The 15281-nt window shown below is 71.6% G+C and carries 15 protein-coding genes; 4 read left to right on the top strand and 11 right to left on the bottom strand.

Annotated features, from left to right (window positions below):
* Positions 1–40: 40 nt before the first annotated feature.
* On the top strand, positions 41–319 hold the full coding sequence (locus tag K8556_RS03470; RefSeq protein WP_223738570.1) for a hypothetical protein: 279 nt from the start codon (positions 41–43) through the stop codon (positions 317–319).
* A gap of 36 nt (positions 320–355) precedes the next feature.
* On the opposite strand, the gene K8556_RS03465 is transcribed toward K8556_RS03470, so the two are convergent.
* Positions 356–1282: an RluA family pseudouridine synthase gene (locus K8556_RS03465; RefSeq protein WP_223738569.1), complete on the bottom strand. Its 927-nt coding sequence runs from the start codon at positions 1280–1282 to the stop codon at positions 356–358.
* A gap of 99 nt (positions 1283–1381) precedes the next feature.
* Here K8556_RS03465 and K8556_RS03460 point away from each other — a divergent pair, with 99 nt between their 5' ends.
* Positions 1382–2617: an MFS transporter gene (locus K8556_RS03460; RefSeq protein ID WP_223738568.1), complete on the top strand. Its 1236-nt coding sequence runs from the start codon at positions 1382–1384 to the stop codon at positions 2615–2617.
* Between the two features lie 4 nt (positions 2618–2621).
* Here the strand turns inward: K8556_RS03460 and K8556_RS03455 are convergent, their stop codons facing one another.
* The 10 genes from K8556_RS03455 to K8556_RS03410 all read right to left on the bottom strand — a co-directional run bounded on the left by K8556_RS03455 (position 2622) and on the right by K8556_RS03410 (position 13092).
* A complete protein-coding gene (locus K8556_RS03455) occupies positions 2622–3698 on the bottom strand; it encodes a M20/M25/M40 family metallo-hydrolase (protein ID WP_223738567.1) in 1077 nt (358 codons plus the stop codon).
* Positions 3685–4554 (bottom strand): [LysW]-aminoadipate kinase, encoded by an 870-nt coding sequence (locus tag K8556_RS03450; protein ID WP_223738566.1) that lies wholly within the window; start codon positions 4552–4554, stop codon positions 3685–3687. The genes K8556_RS03455 and K8556_RS03450 overlap by 14 nt, the downstream gene beginning before the upstream one ends.
* Entirely contained in the window at positions 4551–5327 is a 777-nt protein-coding gene (locus K8556_RS03445; RefSeq protein ID WP_223738565.1) for an SDR family NAD(P)-dependent oxidoreductase, read from the bottom strand. The genes K8556_RS03450 and K8556_RS03445 overlap by 4 nt, the downstream gene beginning before the upstream one ends.
* Positions 5328–7137: 1810 nt before the next feature.
* A complete protein-coding gene (locus K8556_RS03440; RefSeq protein ID WP_223738564.1) occupies positions 7138–8130 on the bottom strand; it encodes a sulfotransferase in 993 nt (330 codons plus the stop codon).
* The gene (locus K8556_RS03435; protein ID WP_223738563.1) at positions 8130–8975 is read right to left on the bottom strand and encodes a family 3 encapsulin nanocompartment shell protein; all 846 of its coding nucleotides are present in this window, start codon (positions 8973–8975) and stop codon (positions 8130–8132) included. The genes K8556_RS03440 and K8556_RS03435 overlap by 1 nt, the downstream gene beginning before the upstream one ends.
* A 29-nt stretch (positions 8976–9004) precedes the next feature.
* Positions 9005–10048 carry an N-acetyl-gamma-glutamyl-phosphate reductase gene (gene argC, locus K8556_RS03430; protein ID WP_223738562.1) on the bottom strand — a complete coding sequence of 348 codons (1044 nt, stop codon included), beginning with the start codon at positions 10046–10048 and terminating at the stop codon, positions 9005–9007.
* Entirely contained in the window at positions 10045–10896 is an 852-nt protein-coding gene (locus K8556_RS03425; RefSeq protein ID WP_223738561.1) for a RimK family alpha-L-glutamate ligase, read from the bottom strand. The genes argC and K8556_RS03425 overlap by 4 nt, the downstream gene beginning before the upstream one ends.
* A gap of 9 nt (positions 10897–10905) precedes the next feature.
* The gene (lysW, locus tag K8556_RS03420; protein WP_223738560.1) at positions 10906–11109 is read right to left on the bottom strand and encodes a lysine biosynthesis protein LysW; all 204 of its coding nucleotides are present in this window, start codon (positions 11107–11109) and stop codon (positions 10906–10908) included.
* A 1-nt stretch (position 11110) separates the two neighbouring features.
* Positions 11111–12148 carry a transketolase C-terminal domain-containing protein gene (locus tag K8556_RS03415; RefSeq protein ID WP_223738559.1) on the bottom strand — a complete coding sequence of 346 codons (1038 nt, stop codon included), beginning with the start codon at positions 12146–12148 and terminating at the stop codon, positions 11111–11113.
* Positions 12145–13092 carry a transketolase gene (locus tag K8556_RS03410; RefSeq protein ID WP_223738558.1) on the bottom strand — a complete coding sequence of 316 codons (948 nt, stop codon included), beginning with the start codon at positions 13090–13092 and terminating at the stop codon, positions 12145–12147. Before K8556_RS03410 ends, K8556_RS03415 begins: the two co-directional genes overlap by 4 nt.
* A 280-nt stretch (positions 13093–13372) precedes the next feature.
* Between K8556_RS03410 and K8556_RS03405 the strand changes: the two genes are divergently transcribed.
* A complete protein-coding gene (locus K8556_RS03405; protein ID WP_223738557.1) occupies positions 13373–14959 on the top strand; it encodes an AMP-binding protein in 1587 nt (528 codons plus the stop codon).
* Between the two features lie 19 nt (positions 14960–14978).
* Complete coding sequence (locus K8556_RS03400) at positions 14979–15242, top strand: phosphopantetheine-binding protein (RefSeq protein WP_223738556.1); 264 nt, start codon at positions 14979–14981, stop codon at positions 15240–15242.
* The last annotated feature ends 39 nt before the right edge of the window (positions 15243–15281 follow it).

Genomic DNA, 15281 nt, shown 5'->3' with positions numbered 1-15281 from the left:
GCGCGGACGCACCCCACCTTGGGGCAGGAGGTGAGGCGCGATGGCGGACAGGATCCTCGAGCAGCAGCACGAGCATGAACGGGAGCAGGAGCGCGAGCGGCTGCGCGAGCAGGAGCAGAAGGACCTGGAGGTGGAGTCGCGTCGCGGCGCTCGCCCCCTGGAGGGGTTCGCGGGCGGGCACACCACGTGGACCGGAGACCAGGACGACGCGGCCGCCGCCCGCGTGCACGCCGGTGACGCCGAGGCCTCCTGGGAGGCCAGTGAACGGCAGGCCCGTCTGGAGCCGCCCGAGCCCGACGCCGAGGACGACACCCGGTGAGTGTGCTGCCCTGATCCGCCCGGTGCCCGGACGGTATCAGGCGCCCCCGCGCAGCACCGTGAGCCCCCGCTGGAAGTCCTCCGGCGGCGGTGACTCCACCTGGACGAGCTGTCCCGTCGCGGAGGACGGCACCTCCAGCCGCCACGCGTGCAGGGCCTGACGCCCCACCGCGAGCGCCGCCGGGTGCCTGCGCGCCTCCTCCGGGCCATAGAGCGAGTCCCCCAGCACCGGGAACCCGGCCTCCGACAACTGCACGCGGATCTGATGCGTGCGCCCGGTGTCCAGGTCGATGTCCAGGAGCGCCCCCTCCCGGAACCGCTCGCGCACCGTGAACGTCAGCGCCGCCCGGCGCGCGGAGGGCACGCGGGTCGTGAAGCGGCGCGGATCCTTCGGGTCCCTCGCGTACGGCCCCTCCAGGTGCCCCGTGTCCGGCGGGCGGCCCAGCACCAGCGTCTGGTAGCGCTTGTCCACGCGCTTCTCCTGGAACGCCTTCAAGAGCGCCGCCACCGCGTCATCCGTCCGGGCCAATGCCAGACATCCGCTCGTCTCGCGGTCCAAGCGGTGCACCACGCCCGGCTGGGCCACGCCCTCCACGTCGAACGGCGGGCACCGCGCCGCGAGCAGCCCCACCACCGACGCCGCCCGCCCCTCCGGCTCCACCACCAGCCCCGGCGGCTTCGCCACGATGACGAGCGCCGCGTCGTCGTACAGCACCGGCAGCTCCGGCCCCTCCCGCGAGGCATGCGGCGACGGCCGGGGCTCCGGCGTCTCCAGGGTGAGCTCCTCGCCACCCCACAGCTTGCGCGTGGCCTGCGCCTTCTTGCCCCGGATGCGCACCCGGCCCGCGTCCAGCAACGCCCGGGCCCGCTCCGGCGTGAGGCCCGGGACGTGCTTCGTCAGGAACCGGTCGAGCCGCTCGCCGGCAATCTCCCGGGGAACCACGAGAACCTTGTGCCGCGTCATGGCTTTCCCCGTCTCCCATGGCGGCCAGGGAGTCAACCACCGTGTAGGCGTGCGCCCACCGAGCACGCGTCAGGGGCGCGCTGTAGAAGGAGTGTCTCCGTGGCCACCTCCCTGTTCTCCCGTTCGGGCTCCGCCCGGGCCCTGTCCCATCGCGACTTCACCCTTCTGTGGTTGGGCACGCTCGTGTCCAACATCGGCACGTGGATGGAGTCCGTGTCGCTGGGGGTCTACGTCACGCAGGTGACGGGCCAGGCCGCATGGACGGGCGGCGTCGCCGCGCTGACGCACCTGCCCTCGCTGGTGCTCGCGCCCCTGGGCGGCGCGCTCGCGGACCGCTTCGACCGGCGCACCTTCATGGCCGTGTGCATCTGCGTCCAGGCCCTGCTCGCCGCGCTGCTGACGGTGCTGGCCGGGACGAACAACCTGTCGGTGCCGTGGGTGGCGGCCATCTCGCTGCTCAACGGCGCGTTCAGCACGCTGGTCATCCCCTGCGCCACGGCGCTCACCGTGGCCGTGGTGCCCCCGGAGGACCTGCACAACGCGCTCAGCCTGGACTCGGCGCAGTTCAACCTGGGCCGCATCATCGGCCCCGTGCTGGCCGCGCTCGTGCTGACGAAGGTGGGCATCGCCGGGGCGCTGTTCGTCAACACGCTGTCCTTCCTCGCCGTGCTGCTGGCGCTCGCGGCGATGCGCGGCGCGGCGAGCACCCTGCCTCCCAAGGCAGAGGCGCTGTGGGCCGGCATCATGCGCGGCGTGCGGCTGGCGTGGACGGATCCGGGCATCGCGCTCGCGCTGGGCTCGGGCGCGCTGGTGGGGCTGCTCATCTCCCCCTTCGTGGGGCTGGTGCCGGTGTTCGCGCTGAAGGTGCTGGGCGGGGACGCGACCACCACGTCCATGCTGCTCACGGCGCAGGGGACGGGCGCGGTCATCGCGGCGTTCGGCTCCGGCGCGCTCGCCGCGCGGATGGGGCGGCGGGCCTTCCTGGAGACGTCGTTGCTGCTGGTGGGGCTGTGCTCCGCCGCGTACTGGCTCTCCCCCACGCTGCCGGTGGCCCTGGTGACGCTGTTCATCCTGGGCGCGGTGTACCTGGTCGCCTTCACCGGCCTGAAGACGGTGTGTCAGGCGCGCACGCCGCCGGAGCTGCAGGCGCGCGTGAGCAGCCTGTTCCTGCTCCTGGTGAACGCGGGCTACATCCTGGGCGTCTGGGGCCAGGGCGCGCTGTCGGACCGGGTGGGCGTGCGGCCCATCACCGCGGGCTGCGCCCTGCTCTTCTTCGGCATCGTGGTGGGGATGCGGACCCTGCGCGCCAGGGGCCTGGCCGCGCTGGGCACCTGAGCCTTCAGCCCCCCGCGGCCCCCTTCACGGGCAGCAGCGCCAGCACGCGCGCGAGCACCGCGACGCCCTCCTCGTACTCCGGCAGGTCGATGTGCTCGTGGGGCGTGTGGTCCAACGCCGCGTCGCCGGGGCCGTACGCCACGGTGGGCACGGCCCACGCGGAGGCCACGGTGTTCCAGTCGGACGTGCCCGTCTTCAGGCGCAGCGTGGGCTTCACGCCGCGCTCGCGGATGGCCTGCTTGAAGACGCGGGAGAGCGCGTCGTTGCCATTCGTGGACACGGCGCTCTTCCGCGCCACGGTGCGCACCGTCACGGTGGGCACGGTGGCCAGCGCCGCGAGCAGCGCGTCGGTGTCCGTGGACGGGCCGGTGCGGATGCTCACGGCGGCCGTGGCCCACTCCTCCGTCTCCGTGGCGCCGGTGTGGAAGGCGTTGAGGGAGGGGAGGTTCTGCTCGAAGAGGGACGGGCGCTCGCGGTTCCAGTCGTCACACAGGCGCTTGAGCGCGTTCCACGCGTCGATGACGTGCTCGGCGGCGGCGCGGTAGTCGCGGCTCGCGGTGTGGCGGCGGCTGGCGCGGTGCTCCAGGTCCAGGCGCAGCAGCCCCTTGTAGCCGATGGTCACCGCGTGCGCGCCGCTGGGCTCGCCGTTGATGACGAAGTCCGGGGCGTACTGGTCGCGCACGTGCAGGGCGCCGCGGGTGATGGCGACCTCCTCCTCCACGCAACCCAGGAGCAGGAACTGCTTGCCGGCGCGCTCCGCGTCGTCCAGCAGCTCCACGGCTTCGATGAACGCGCACAGCGGCCCCTTGGCGTCCACCGCGCCCCGGCCGTAGAGCTTCTGCCCCTCCAGCCGCACGGGCACCTCCCCGGGCACGGTGTCGATGTGGCCCAGGAACGCGATGACGGTGTCCCCGTCACCGTAGCGGGCGACGGCGTTGCCCACGGCGTCGGTGTGCGCCCGCCAGCCGCGAGCGCCCAGCCGCTCCACCAGCGCTCCGGCGAAGGAGGCCTCCTGGTGGCTGGGGCTGTACTGCTCCACCATCCACCGCAACAAGTCGACGCCTGGCTCACGCGTCCGCATCCGCCCTGCCTCCCTCGCGAAGGGTGAACTTCGTACCGCCCGCCTCCTCCAGCGCGGAGAACACCGGCCGCGCCACGCGCGACGCGCTCACGTACGCGGTCGGGACGCCGCCCAGCAGCGCCCGGCGTACGGCCTCCAGCTTGTAGCGCATGCGGCCGCCCGCGAGCGGCATGCAGCCCTCCACGTCGTCGCTCGAGCGCACCAGCGAGGCAGGGTCCTTCGGATCCGCCAGCAGCCCCGGCACGTTGGAGAGGATGACCAGGGCCCTCGCGCCCAGCGCCGCCGCGATGGACGACGCCACGTGGTCCGCGTCCACGTTCACGAGCACGCCGTCCTCCGTCACCGCGGGAGGGCACACGACGGGCACGTAGCCGCCCTCCAGCAGCGTCCCCAGGAGCGCCGAGTTCACCGAGGAGACCTCACCGGCCAGGTGCTCGCGGTCGATGCGCATCCGTCCGCCGGGGTCCTGCAGCTTGAGCGGTGGCCGCCTGCGAGCGGTGAGCACGCGGCCGTCCGCGCCGCACAGGCCCAGCGCGGTGACGCCCTTCGCGAGCAGCGCGAGCACCACGGCCTTGTTGACCTCGCCCACCCACGCCATGGTGAGCGCGCGGAGCGTGGGCGCGTAGGTGAGGCGCACGACGTTGCCGTTCGCGGTGGTGGCCTCCGGGCGCTCCAGGCCCAGCGAGCCCAGCAGCCGCTCCCCGGCCTCCGAACCGCCGTTGACGACGACGACGCGCTCGCCCTGGCGGACGAGCTCCACGACGTCCGAGCAGACATTCTCCAGGTCCACGCCCGCCGCGCCGCCAATCTTCACGACGACGGGACGGCGGGACGGGGCGGAGGAGGTGGCGCTCATCCGATGACGCTCGCGCCACCGTCCACGAGCTGCACGGTGCCGGTGATGAAGGAGGCGCGCTCGCTGGCGAGGAACGCCGCGGCGGCGGCGAACTCCTCCGGGAGCCCCACGCGCTTGAGCGGGATGTGCGCGCCCATGGCGCGAAGCCCCGCCTCCACGTCACCCGCGTTGCCGGCGGTGCGCTCCACCGGAGGCGTGCGCATGTAGCCCGGCGCCAGCACGTTGACGGTGATGCCGGCGTCGCCCAGCTCCTGCACCAGCGCGGCGGAGAAGCCGACGATGCCCATGCGAGCGAAGCCGGACAGCGCGAAGCGGGCCACGGGCCGGTGCACGGTCTCCGAGGTGATGAACAGCACGCGTCCCCATCCGGCCTTCTTCAGGTGGGGCAGCGCCGCGAGCGCCAGAGAGATGGGTGGCAGCAGCACCGCGTCCGTCGCGTTCCGGTACGCGTCCACGCCAAAGGAGGAGGCCGGGCCGGGAGGAGGCCCCCCGCTGTTGGTGACGACGACGTGCAGCGCGCCCAGCTTCGCGGCCACGTCCTCCACCCAGCGGCGCACGTCCGCGTCGTCCTTCACGTCCACGCGAGTCGCCATGACCCGGCCGCCCCGGGCCACGGACTTGAGCCGGGCCTCCGCCTGGGCCAACCGGTCCGTATCCCGAGCGCCAATGGCGACATGCGCGCCCTCCTTCGCCAGTTCCTCCGCGACGGCGAGTCCCAGCCCGCTGGAGCCACCAGCGACGAGCGCGACCTTGTTGGCGAGTCCCAGTTCCATCCGCGTCCCTCCAGAAGTTGGCGCACGGCCGCCGAACGAAAGCGCCGCACGACAAAGAACCGCACCAGCACGGGTCGAGGCCATCCAGCCCGGCCCCGCACGACACAACGAAAGCCACCCGGGGAACGGCAATCGTCACCCAGCCCCAGACACCCTGCCCGAGCACTTCGCACCGGCCCGGGCCGCGTTACCCCAGTCGTCCCTCATGGTCCCCACAGCCCCGGGGTTACGGCCCGCGAATCGCCAGCCGTCCCAGCGCCCCCCCACCCGGAACGGGCAAACCTGTCCGACTGTCCAACAAGTTTCCCCGCCAGGCCGAGGCAGGAAGCCCTCCAGCGACAACGTTCCCAAACCTGTCCGACTGTCCGACAAGCTTCCGCGGCCCCAGACGAACAACGCCTCCAGCCAAGGAGCGCCCAGCCCGGTCCAACAGTCCGACAGCCCCAGATGGAACGACGCCCCCAGCCACGGAGCACCAAAACCTGTCCGACAGTCCGACAGGCTTCTGCAGCCCCGAATGGAACGACGCCCCAGCCACGGAGCGCCCAAACCTGTCCGACAGTCCGACAGGTTTCCGCAGCCCGGTCGGACCAACCGCCCCGGCCGCGGTGCGCCAAAACCAGTCCGACAGTCCGACAGGCTTCTGCAGCCCGAATGGAACGACGCCCCAGCCACGGAGCGCCCAAACCTGTCCGACAGTCCGACAGGCTTCCGCTGCCCGGTCGGACCAACCGCCCCGGCCGCAGTGAGCCAAATCCGGTCCGACTGTCCGACAGGTTTCCGCTGCCCGGTTGGACCAACTGCCCCCGGCCGCAGTGCACCAGCACCGGTCCGACGGTCCGGCAGGCTTCCGCTGCCCGGTTGGAACAACTGCTCCCGGCTGCGGTGCGCCAGAACCGGTCCGAGTGTCCGGGGAGCTCCCCGGCTTGGGCGGAACGAGGTCCCCGGCCTCGGGTCTCCGAGACCGGTCCGACTGTCCGACAGGTTTGCACGGCCCAGATGCAACGACGGCCGCCCGGATGCGGTGCGACAAGACCGGCCCAACTGCCGGACAAGTTTCCACGCCCCAGGTGAAACGACGGCCGCATCCGCGGGGCGCCCACTCTTGTCCGACTGTCCGACAGGTTTCCTCTGCCCTGTGGGAGCCCTGGCTCCCAGCCCTGGTTCTCCACAACCTGTCCGATTGTCCGACAGGTTTCCGCCGACCGGATGGAGCGGCGCCCCCCTCCACGATTCATCAAGACCTGTCCGACTGTCCGACAGGTTGTCGCGGCTCGGACGGGACGCGAGCCCCGGCTTCGGGTCTCCGAGCCCGGTCCGACAGGTTTCCGCTGACCGGATGGAGCGGCGCCCCCTCCACGGTTCTTCAAAACCAGTCCGACTGTCCGACAGGTTTGCACGGCTCGGGCGGAACGAGGCTCCAGGCTTCGGTTCTCCGAGCCCGGTCCGACTGTCCGACAGGTTTTCGCGGCTCGGGCGGAGCGTGGCCCCAGGCTTTGGTTCTCCGAGCCCGGTCCGACTGTCCGACAGGTTTGCACGGCTCGGGCGGAACGTGGCCCCAGGCTTCGGTTCTCCGAGCCCGGTCCGACTGTCCGACAGGTTTTCGCGGTTCGGGCGAGACACGATCTCCGGCTTCGGGTCTCCAACACCTGTCCGACAGGTCTCCAGGGCCTGGCGGGCCCTGGCGCATCCCTCCATGGGCCTCCGAACCTGTCCGACTGTCGGACAGGTTTTTTCGGTGCGCCTCCGACGGGGGCCGGGCCGGTCTCTCGTCTTCTCTTCCGTGGAGACAGGGCTCATGTCCGCAGGCTCAGGGGCGGCTCTCCGCGCCTGCGTCCGGCGCGGACCCTCCGATGGGTGCGCGCCGTGCTCCGCTGAAGTACCCGTACTTCGCCATCAGCGGCCAGGCGAGCGCCACGGTGAGCGCCTTCGCTCCGGAGGCCAGCTCTCCCTTCCACGCGTCGTCCTCACCGCGCAGGAGCGTGGGTCCGCTGCGGAAGCGGTCCGGGTTGCCGGTGACGGTGTGGTTCTTCCCCAATACCACCGTGCGGCCCTTCACCGGGTTCTGCGCGCGCGGCACGCCCACCAGGTCCAACACCGTGTCCACCGCGCGGTCCGGCGCGGCGATGAAGTCCTCGTAGCGCAGGAAGAGCGACCGGTCGGGGAACCTCCGCGTCACCTCCTCCGACGCCGCGTTGAAGCCCAACCAGTACGCCGTGCTGCGCGCGGCGGACATCGGGACGACGTACTGCTTCGTCTTCGTCCACGAGTGCGTCACCGCGCGCGGGTCGCGCACCAGGTGCAGGTACAGCGGCCGGATGCCCTCCACTCGCGGCAGCAGCGCCGCCTCGGACGGGAACTTCCCGCTGTCCACCAGCACCGTACTCCCCGTCGCCCTCGCGATGGCGCGGTACGTCCGCGCGAGGAAGTCCGCGTGAGACTGGAGCGCCTGCGAGTCCCCCGCCTCGTCCAGCACCCGCAGCGTGTGCCGCGTGCGCACGGCGGCCTGCTGCCGGCGCACCACCTCTTCCGCGTGCGCGCGCGGCGTCAGGCCCGCCGGCACGTCGGAGGTCAACACCGTGTTCCAGATGCCGCACTCCAACAACTGCTGGCCACAACCACACAGGGTGTTGGAGCCGTTCCCGTACGCGTTCTTCCAGAGGAAGCTCAGCTCCCCCACGTGGAAGAAGCCCGGCACCTCGTTGAGGACGTTGCCCAGGATGGTGCTGCCGCTGCGGCACCAGCCGGTGATGTAGAGGACCGTGAGCCGCGCGCCCTCGCCCTTCGCGCTCGCGGAGGCCATCAGGTCAGCGACGCCACGAAGAAGTGGGTGGGCAGGTGCACCGCGAGCGTCGTGTAGACCTCGCCATAGGCGGCCAGTCCCTCGCGCGGGAAGATGCCCGGCGGCGGCTCCGCGAACCGGATGACCGAGCGCTGGCTGTCATACAGCGTCGCCGCGGCCGTGAAGTCCCCCACGATGAGGGTGCCCGGGTTCACCATGCGCGTGCGGCACAGGCGGATGCCCATGGCCGCCAGGTCCGACAGGAGCGACTGCTGGCCCACCAGGTGCTCGTAGAAGTCCAACGAGTTGATGACGATGCCGTCCGCGGACCCGCCCATCTGCTCCACCTGCGCGCAGGCGTTGAGCAGCGACGCCACCGCGTTCTTCTTCGCCGGCAGCCGCACGATGCCCGGCGTGTGCATCAGGCCCCGCACGCCCTCCCCGCCCTTGCCGATGCACAGCGCCTGGTTCTCCGCCGTGTTCAGCCGCACCAGCAACCGGAAGTCGATGAACTGCGCCAGCGACTGCGAGTCCTCCAGCAGGTTGCGCGGCACCTGGATCCACGCGCGCGTGGGCTTGAGCGCCTGCGTGTCCTGGTGGAACTCGAAGCCCGCTTCCGGACGCAGCTCCACGTCCTGCACCGGCCCGGTGGGCTTCGTCTGGGGGTGCGTCTCGTACCAGAACGGCACCGGGTCGCGCTCCGCCTTCGCCGTCTTGAACATGCCGCGCACCGCGATGCGCGGACGGCGCTTGAAGCCGGGGAACGCGTCCACGATGGACGTGTCGTAGTCCACGTGCGCCTTCGTGCCCTGCTTCTGGACCGCGGCCGCGAACACCTCGCCAGGGGATTTCGTGCTCAAGCTCATGGGTGCGGCTCCTCGGAATGAACAGCGGTCTAGAGCGGATGCAGGCCCCGGAAGCCCAGCCCTTCCGTCTCCGGGCGGCCCAGCATCAGGTTCAGCGCATGCACCGCCGTGCCGGCGGCGCCCTTCACCAGGTTGTCGATGGCCGCGTTCACCACGATGCGGCCCCGCTCCGCGTCCACGTCCACCGACAGGTCACAGTGGTTCGTGCCCAGCAACGGCCCGGGCTCCGGGAACGGCGAGAGCGACGCGCTGGGGCGCAACAGCCGCACGAAGGGCTTCTCGCGGTAGCGCGTGGCGATGGCGCGCACCACCTCCGCCTCCTCCACCGGACGCGCCGCGAAGGCGTGCACCGTCGCCAGGATGCCGCGCACCCCCGGCACCGCCGTGGCGCTGAAGTGGATGGTGGGCTGCTGGCCCGTGACGCGCGCCACCACGCCCTCCAGCTCCCCCGTGTGCCGGTGGCCCACCGGCTTGTAGCAGCGCAGCGCGTTCGCGCGCTCCGGGTGGTGCGAGGAGCGGTCCGGCGTGGAGCCGCCTCCAGACGAGCCCGTCTTCGCGTCCACCACCAGCACGTCCGGGCGCGCGAGCCCCGCGTGCAAGAGCGGCAACAGCGCCAGCAGCCCCGCGTGCGCCATGCAGCCGGGCACCGCGACGTGGCGCGCGTTCGTCAGCGCGTCACCCATCCACTCCGGCAGCCCGTAGACGAACGCGGGCACGTCGTCCGGGCGCGGGTGCTTGCCGTACCAGCGCGCGTGCCCCGCGGCGTCCAGGCGGAAGTCCGCGCTCAGGTCCACCACCCGCTCCGCCAGCCGGGACACCTTCGGCCAGCGCTGGAGCAGCTCCCCCTGCGGCATGCAGCTCACCAGCACGTCGCAGGGCTCCAGCGCGTCGTGCGGCGTGTAGCGCAGCGTCCCCACCCCGCGCAGGTGCGGGTGCGGGAAGTCCAGGCGCTTGCCGGCGAACTGGCCGGAGGTGGCCTGCACCACCTCCACGGCCGGGTGCGCGAGCAGCAGGCGCAGCACCTCGCCGCCGGTGTAGCCCGCGGCTCCCAGCACCGCCACGCGCACGCTCATCGCCGCGCTCCCGCTCCGGAAGCGACGTACTCCGCGATGAGGTCCGGCAGCGGGACGCCCGTCTCGTCGATGCTGCGCGCGAACTCCACGCAGTGGTTGATTTCGTTGACGTAGATGTCGCCGCCGCGCGTCTCCAGCAGGTCCACCGCCACCATGTCCCCGCCCACCGCCTCCGCCGCTGCCTCCGCCAGCTTCGCGTGCACCACCGGGACTTCGTAGCGCTCCGGCACGGCGCCGCGCGCGGTGTTGGTGATCCAATGCTCGGAGCGCCGCCGGAGGCCGCCCACCGCGCGGCCGATGACGTAGACGCGCAGGTCGTAGCCCGGCTTGTCCACGTACTCCTGCACCAGCGACACGTGGTCCTGCGCGCCGCCGGTGCCGAAGCGCGTGGACAGCACCCCTTCCGCCGCGCTGCGCGAGTCCAGCCGGGCCACCATCCGGCCCCAACTGCCCAGCACGGGCTTGGTCACCACCGGGTAGCCCTTGTGCTCAATCGCCTCCAGGCACGCGTCCTCGTCGAAGGCCACGAACGACCACGGCATGGGCACGCCCTTCGCGGCCAGGGCCGCGCTGGTGAGCGCCTTGTCCCCGCACAGGGAGATGGTCCTCGCGCTGTTGAGCACGCGCAGCCCCTTCATCTCCAGGAACGTGGCCAGGTAGCGCGCACGCGTGAAGGACATGCTGCGCATCAACACGGTGTCGGCCTCGGTGAGGCGCTGCCGGTCCATGGACAGCACCATCCCGGAGTCCTGCACCAGGTTGACGGCGCAGTCGCGCCTGCGCAGCGCCTCGAGGAGGAGCTTCTCCTCGGTGCGCACGCGCGTATAGACGAGGTCGACCTTGCGCATGGCGCGGGGCTACTCTCCCCAGTCTTCCTCGACCTCGGGTGCTTCCTCGAGCCGCAGCGGGTTGATGCCCACCACCTCCAGCTCGGCGGAACAGCCGTCACAGGAGAGCACCTCGCCCACCAGCCGGTTGCCGCCCGGCACCGGCTGCGCGCACAACGGGCACTGCTCCGGGGGGACGGACTGCGTCATCGGGTTCGGGTTCTGGACCTGCATGTCAGTCCCTCCTCGTTGCGGGTTCCACGGCAAACACCGGGGTTCTTGGGAGCACTCCCAGGATGCGCTCGGCCACCTGCCCGCCCTCCAGCCCATGGCCCTGGAGCAGGGCCTCGTGCGAGCCGGCGCGTGAGTCGTACCGGTCCTGCAAACCCACGCGCAGCACGCGGCGCTGAAGGTCCAGCGAGCACACCGTCTCGCACACCGCGCTGCCCAGGCCGCCCAGCACGTTGTGCTCCTCCACCGTCACCAGGAGCCGCGTGCGCGCCGCCGTCTCGCGCACCGCCTCCTCGTCCAGCGGCTTCAGCGTGTGCACGTTGAGCACGCGCGCGCTGACGCCCCGCGCCTCCAGCAGCTTCGCGGCGTCCAGCGCCACGGACACGCCCACCTCGCCGTGCGCCAGCAGCCCCACGTCGTCGCCCTCGCGCAGGAGCGCGGCGCGGCCCAGCTCGAAGGGCGGGCGCGGGAGGTCCAGCCGGGTGACGCGGTTGCGGCCCAGCCGCAGGTAGACGGGGCCGTCGTGCTGGAGCATCGCGCGCGTGGCCTGCACCGTCTCCAGGCCGTCCGCGGGCGACACCACGGTGAGGTTGGGCATCGCGCGCAGCACGGCCAGGTCTTCGATGGCGTGGTGCGTGGGGCCGAAGAAGGCGCCCGCCACGCCGCCGTAGTCGCACACCAGCTTCACGTTGGCGCGCGCATAGGCCAGGTTCAGCCGCACCTGCTCGCACGCGCGCATCACGCCGAAGGCCGCGAAGCTGTGCGCGATGACGGTGTGTCCGCCGTGCGCCAGGCCACACGCCATGTCCAGCATGGTGGCCTCGCAGATGCCCAGGTTGAAGTAGCGCTGGGGGTGGCGCTTCTCGAACGGATCGCCTCCGCCGCCCAGGTCCGCCTCCAGGAAGACGACGCGCGCGTCCTCTTGCGCGAAGCGCGCCGCCGCGTGCCGGAACACCAGCCGGTTGGACAGCTCCGGGTGCGCGGCGAGCCACGCCTCCGGCGCCAGGGCCAGATCCACCTCGGGGGCCAGCGACGCGCTCACTGTCCGTCCTCCCCCAGCGACGCGAGCGCCCGGCGCAGGTGCTCCGGCGAGAACACCGCGTAGTGCGGCCCCTTGCCCTTGAGCATCGGCACGCCCGCGCCCTTCTGCGTCCGGGCGACGATGGCGCGCGGACGGCCGTCCACCACCGGCGCCTCCAGCGCGGCCACCAGCGCGGGCAGGTCGTGCCCGTCCACCTCCAGCGACTGGAAGCCGAACGCGTCCAGCCTCCGCACCAGCGCCTCCTGCGACAGGATGGACTCGGTGGGGCCGTCGTTCTGCCCGCCGTTGCGGTCGATGATCAACGTCAAACCGGTGAGCTTGCGGTGCGACGCCACCTGGAGCGCTTCCCAGTTGGAGCCCTCGCCCATCTCCCCGTCGCCGCAGACGACGAAGGTGCGGTTGGGCTCCCCGCGCAGCACGTGCGCGAGCGTCAGCCCCACGCCCAGCCCCAGCCCGTGGCCCAGGCTGCCGGTGGCGAACTCCACGCCCGGCACCGCCGCGTTCACGTGGCCGGTGAAGATGCTGCCGTCCGCGTTGTACTCGCGCACCAGCGTCTCCACGTCCACGAAGCCGAACTCCGCCAGCGCCGCGTAGAGCCCCGCCGCCGCGTGCCCCTTGGACAGGATGAGGTGGTCGCGCTCCGGCGCCTTCGGCGCGCGCGGATCCACGCGCATCACCCGGCCCAGCAGCGCCACCAATATCTCCACCATGGACAGCGAGCCGCCCAGGTGACAGCCCGACGGCGTCGCCGCCAGCCGCACGATGGTCCGGCGAACGCGCTTCGCCCGTTGGGGCAGCAGCGCAAACCCCGCCTCCGACGCGGCGCCCGCAGCCCCGTCCCCGGTGCGAGCAGGCGTCACCGGGCCGCCGGAGGCCGTGGGTTCTTCTGGCGTCCGCGCGTCGCGCGACAGCCCGGGGGTCGTTGGATTCGCCGAGAAAGTCATGCCCGTAGCGTCGCTGTCACAGCCCAGGAATCCGGCTGTTGTGAGACACCCTAGGAAATCGCATCATGCGCCGTCAACGCGGTTTTTCTTAAGATATAGATGTACGAGAAAAAATCGCCTTGCCCGGTAATCTCGCGGTGTTACACGCGCGGAAGGCCCAGCATTCCCCGGTTTCACGTCACTCGGAGGAGACCTTCAGATGGGGCAGCGTTTCCATAACGCAGCGGCATTGGAGAAGGGTTCGGAGTACCGCCGAAAGGGTTGGTGGCGTGACACCACGGTGGTTGACGATCTGCGTCGCTGCGTCCAGGCGCACCCGGACAAGACCGCGATCATCGCCGCACGGTACTTTTCCAAGGACATCACGCGGCTGACGTACGCGGAGCTGGCGCGCTACATGGACCGGTTCGCGCTGGGCCTGCGCGAGCTGGGGGTGGGGCGCGAGGACATCGTCGCGGTGCAGTTGCCCAACGGGTGGCACTTCACGGCGCTGGCGCTGGCGTGCGCGCGGCTGGGGGCGGTCATCGCGCCCATTCCGCCGGACTACCGGCGGCGCGAGGTGGAGTTCATCCTGGGGCGCACGGAGGCCTCCGTGTACGTGGGCCCCACGTCGTGGACGGGGCACTCGCACCGGGACATGGCGCGGGACATCGCGGCGGTGCTGCCGTCGCTGCGCCACCGGGTGCTGCTGGGGAGCAACACGGACCTCCAGGCGGGCGAGCGGGACTTCGAGCGCCACTTCATCGAGCGCGAGTGGGAGCAGGAGGCGTCGCTGGAGGGCGTGGCCCCGGCGTCCGCGGACGACGTGTGCAACATCCTCTACACGTCCGGCACCACGGGGGAGCCGAAGGGCGTGGTGCACTCGCACAACACGAACTACGGCATCACGCGCGCGCTGTGCGACACGCTGGGCATCGACGGGACGGACGTGGTGGCGCTGCCGTCGCTGCTGACGGCGTCCACGGGCTTCACGTACTCGTACCTGATGCCCATCCTGCTGGGGGCCACGGCCATCTACATGGACGTGGGCGACCCGGAGCTGACGCTCAAGCTCTTCGAGGAGCACGGCGTCACGTTCACGTACGGCATTCCCACGTACCTGATGAACCTCATCGCGTTGCAGCGAAAGCGCCAGCGCGACACCTCCTCGCTGCGGCAGTTGGCCACGGGCTCCATCCCGGTGCCGCCGCACCTCATCGCGGCGGTGCGCGAGGTGTTCGGCGTGCGGCTGCACACGCTGTGGGGCATGACGGAGAACGGCGCGGTCACCATCACCCGGCACGAGGACCAGCCGGACTGGCCCAGCCAGAGCGACGGGCGCGCGGTGGCGTGGATGGAGACGCGAATCGTCCCGGCGCTCGCGGAGGACGGCACGCCGTATCCGGACGGGACGGGGCGGCTGCTGGTGCGAGGCGCCAGCCAGTGCCTCACCTACTTCAAGCGTGACGACGTGTACGCCGCGGCGGTGGACCCGGAGGGCTGGTTCGACACGGGCGACCTGGCGCGCGACGACGGGCGCGGCGGCATCCGCATCGTGGGGCGGCTGAAGGACGTCATCTTCCGGTACGGGTACAAGATCCCCGTGGTGGAGGTGGAGTCCGCGCTGTACTCGCACCCGAAGGTGAAGGAAGTCGCGGTCGTCGCGCACTCCGACGACAAGATTGGCGGCGAGCGGGTGTGCGCCGTGGTGGTGGTGCGCGAGGGAGAGGCCCCGCCCACGCTCACCGAGCTGCGCGACCACCTCAAGCAGCAGGGCATGTCCAACCAGTACTGGCCGGACCGCCTGGACCTCATCGACGAGATGCCCAAGACGGCCACCGGCAAGGTGCGCAAGTACCTGCTGCGCGAGCGGCTGAAGCCCGCGTGAGCAGGCAGGAGGAACGGCCTTGAACCCGAGCCCCGAAGAAGCCGCCCGCCTCACGGACACGGAAGCGAAGCTCGCGGCGTGGTGGAAGGAGTTGCTGGGCGTGGAGGTGGTGCGCCCGGAGGACCACTTCCTGGAGATGGGCGGCAACTCCCTGATGGCCACGGTCCTGTCCAATCGCATCGAGAGCGAGCTGGGCGTGGAGGTGTCCATGGTGGAGCTGTTCAACACGCTCCAGGCGGTGGCCACGCTGTGCGACGAGCTGCGCCAGGAGCAGACCGCTTGAGCCGCGCCGCCCCTGGAGGGCGGCCCCCTTCCCCCGCCT

Origin of the sequence: Corallococcus sp. AS-1-12 (assembly GCF_020036995.1) — a bacterium.
Taxonomy (GTDB): domain Bacteria; phylum Myxococcota; class Myxococcia; order Myxococcales; family Myxococcaceae; genus Corallococcus.
This window is presented reverse-complemented; position numbering and strand designations above follow the sequence as displayed.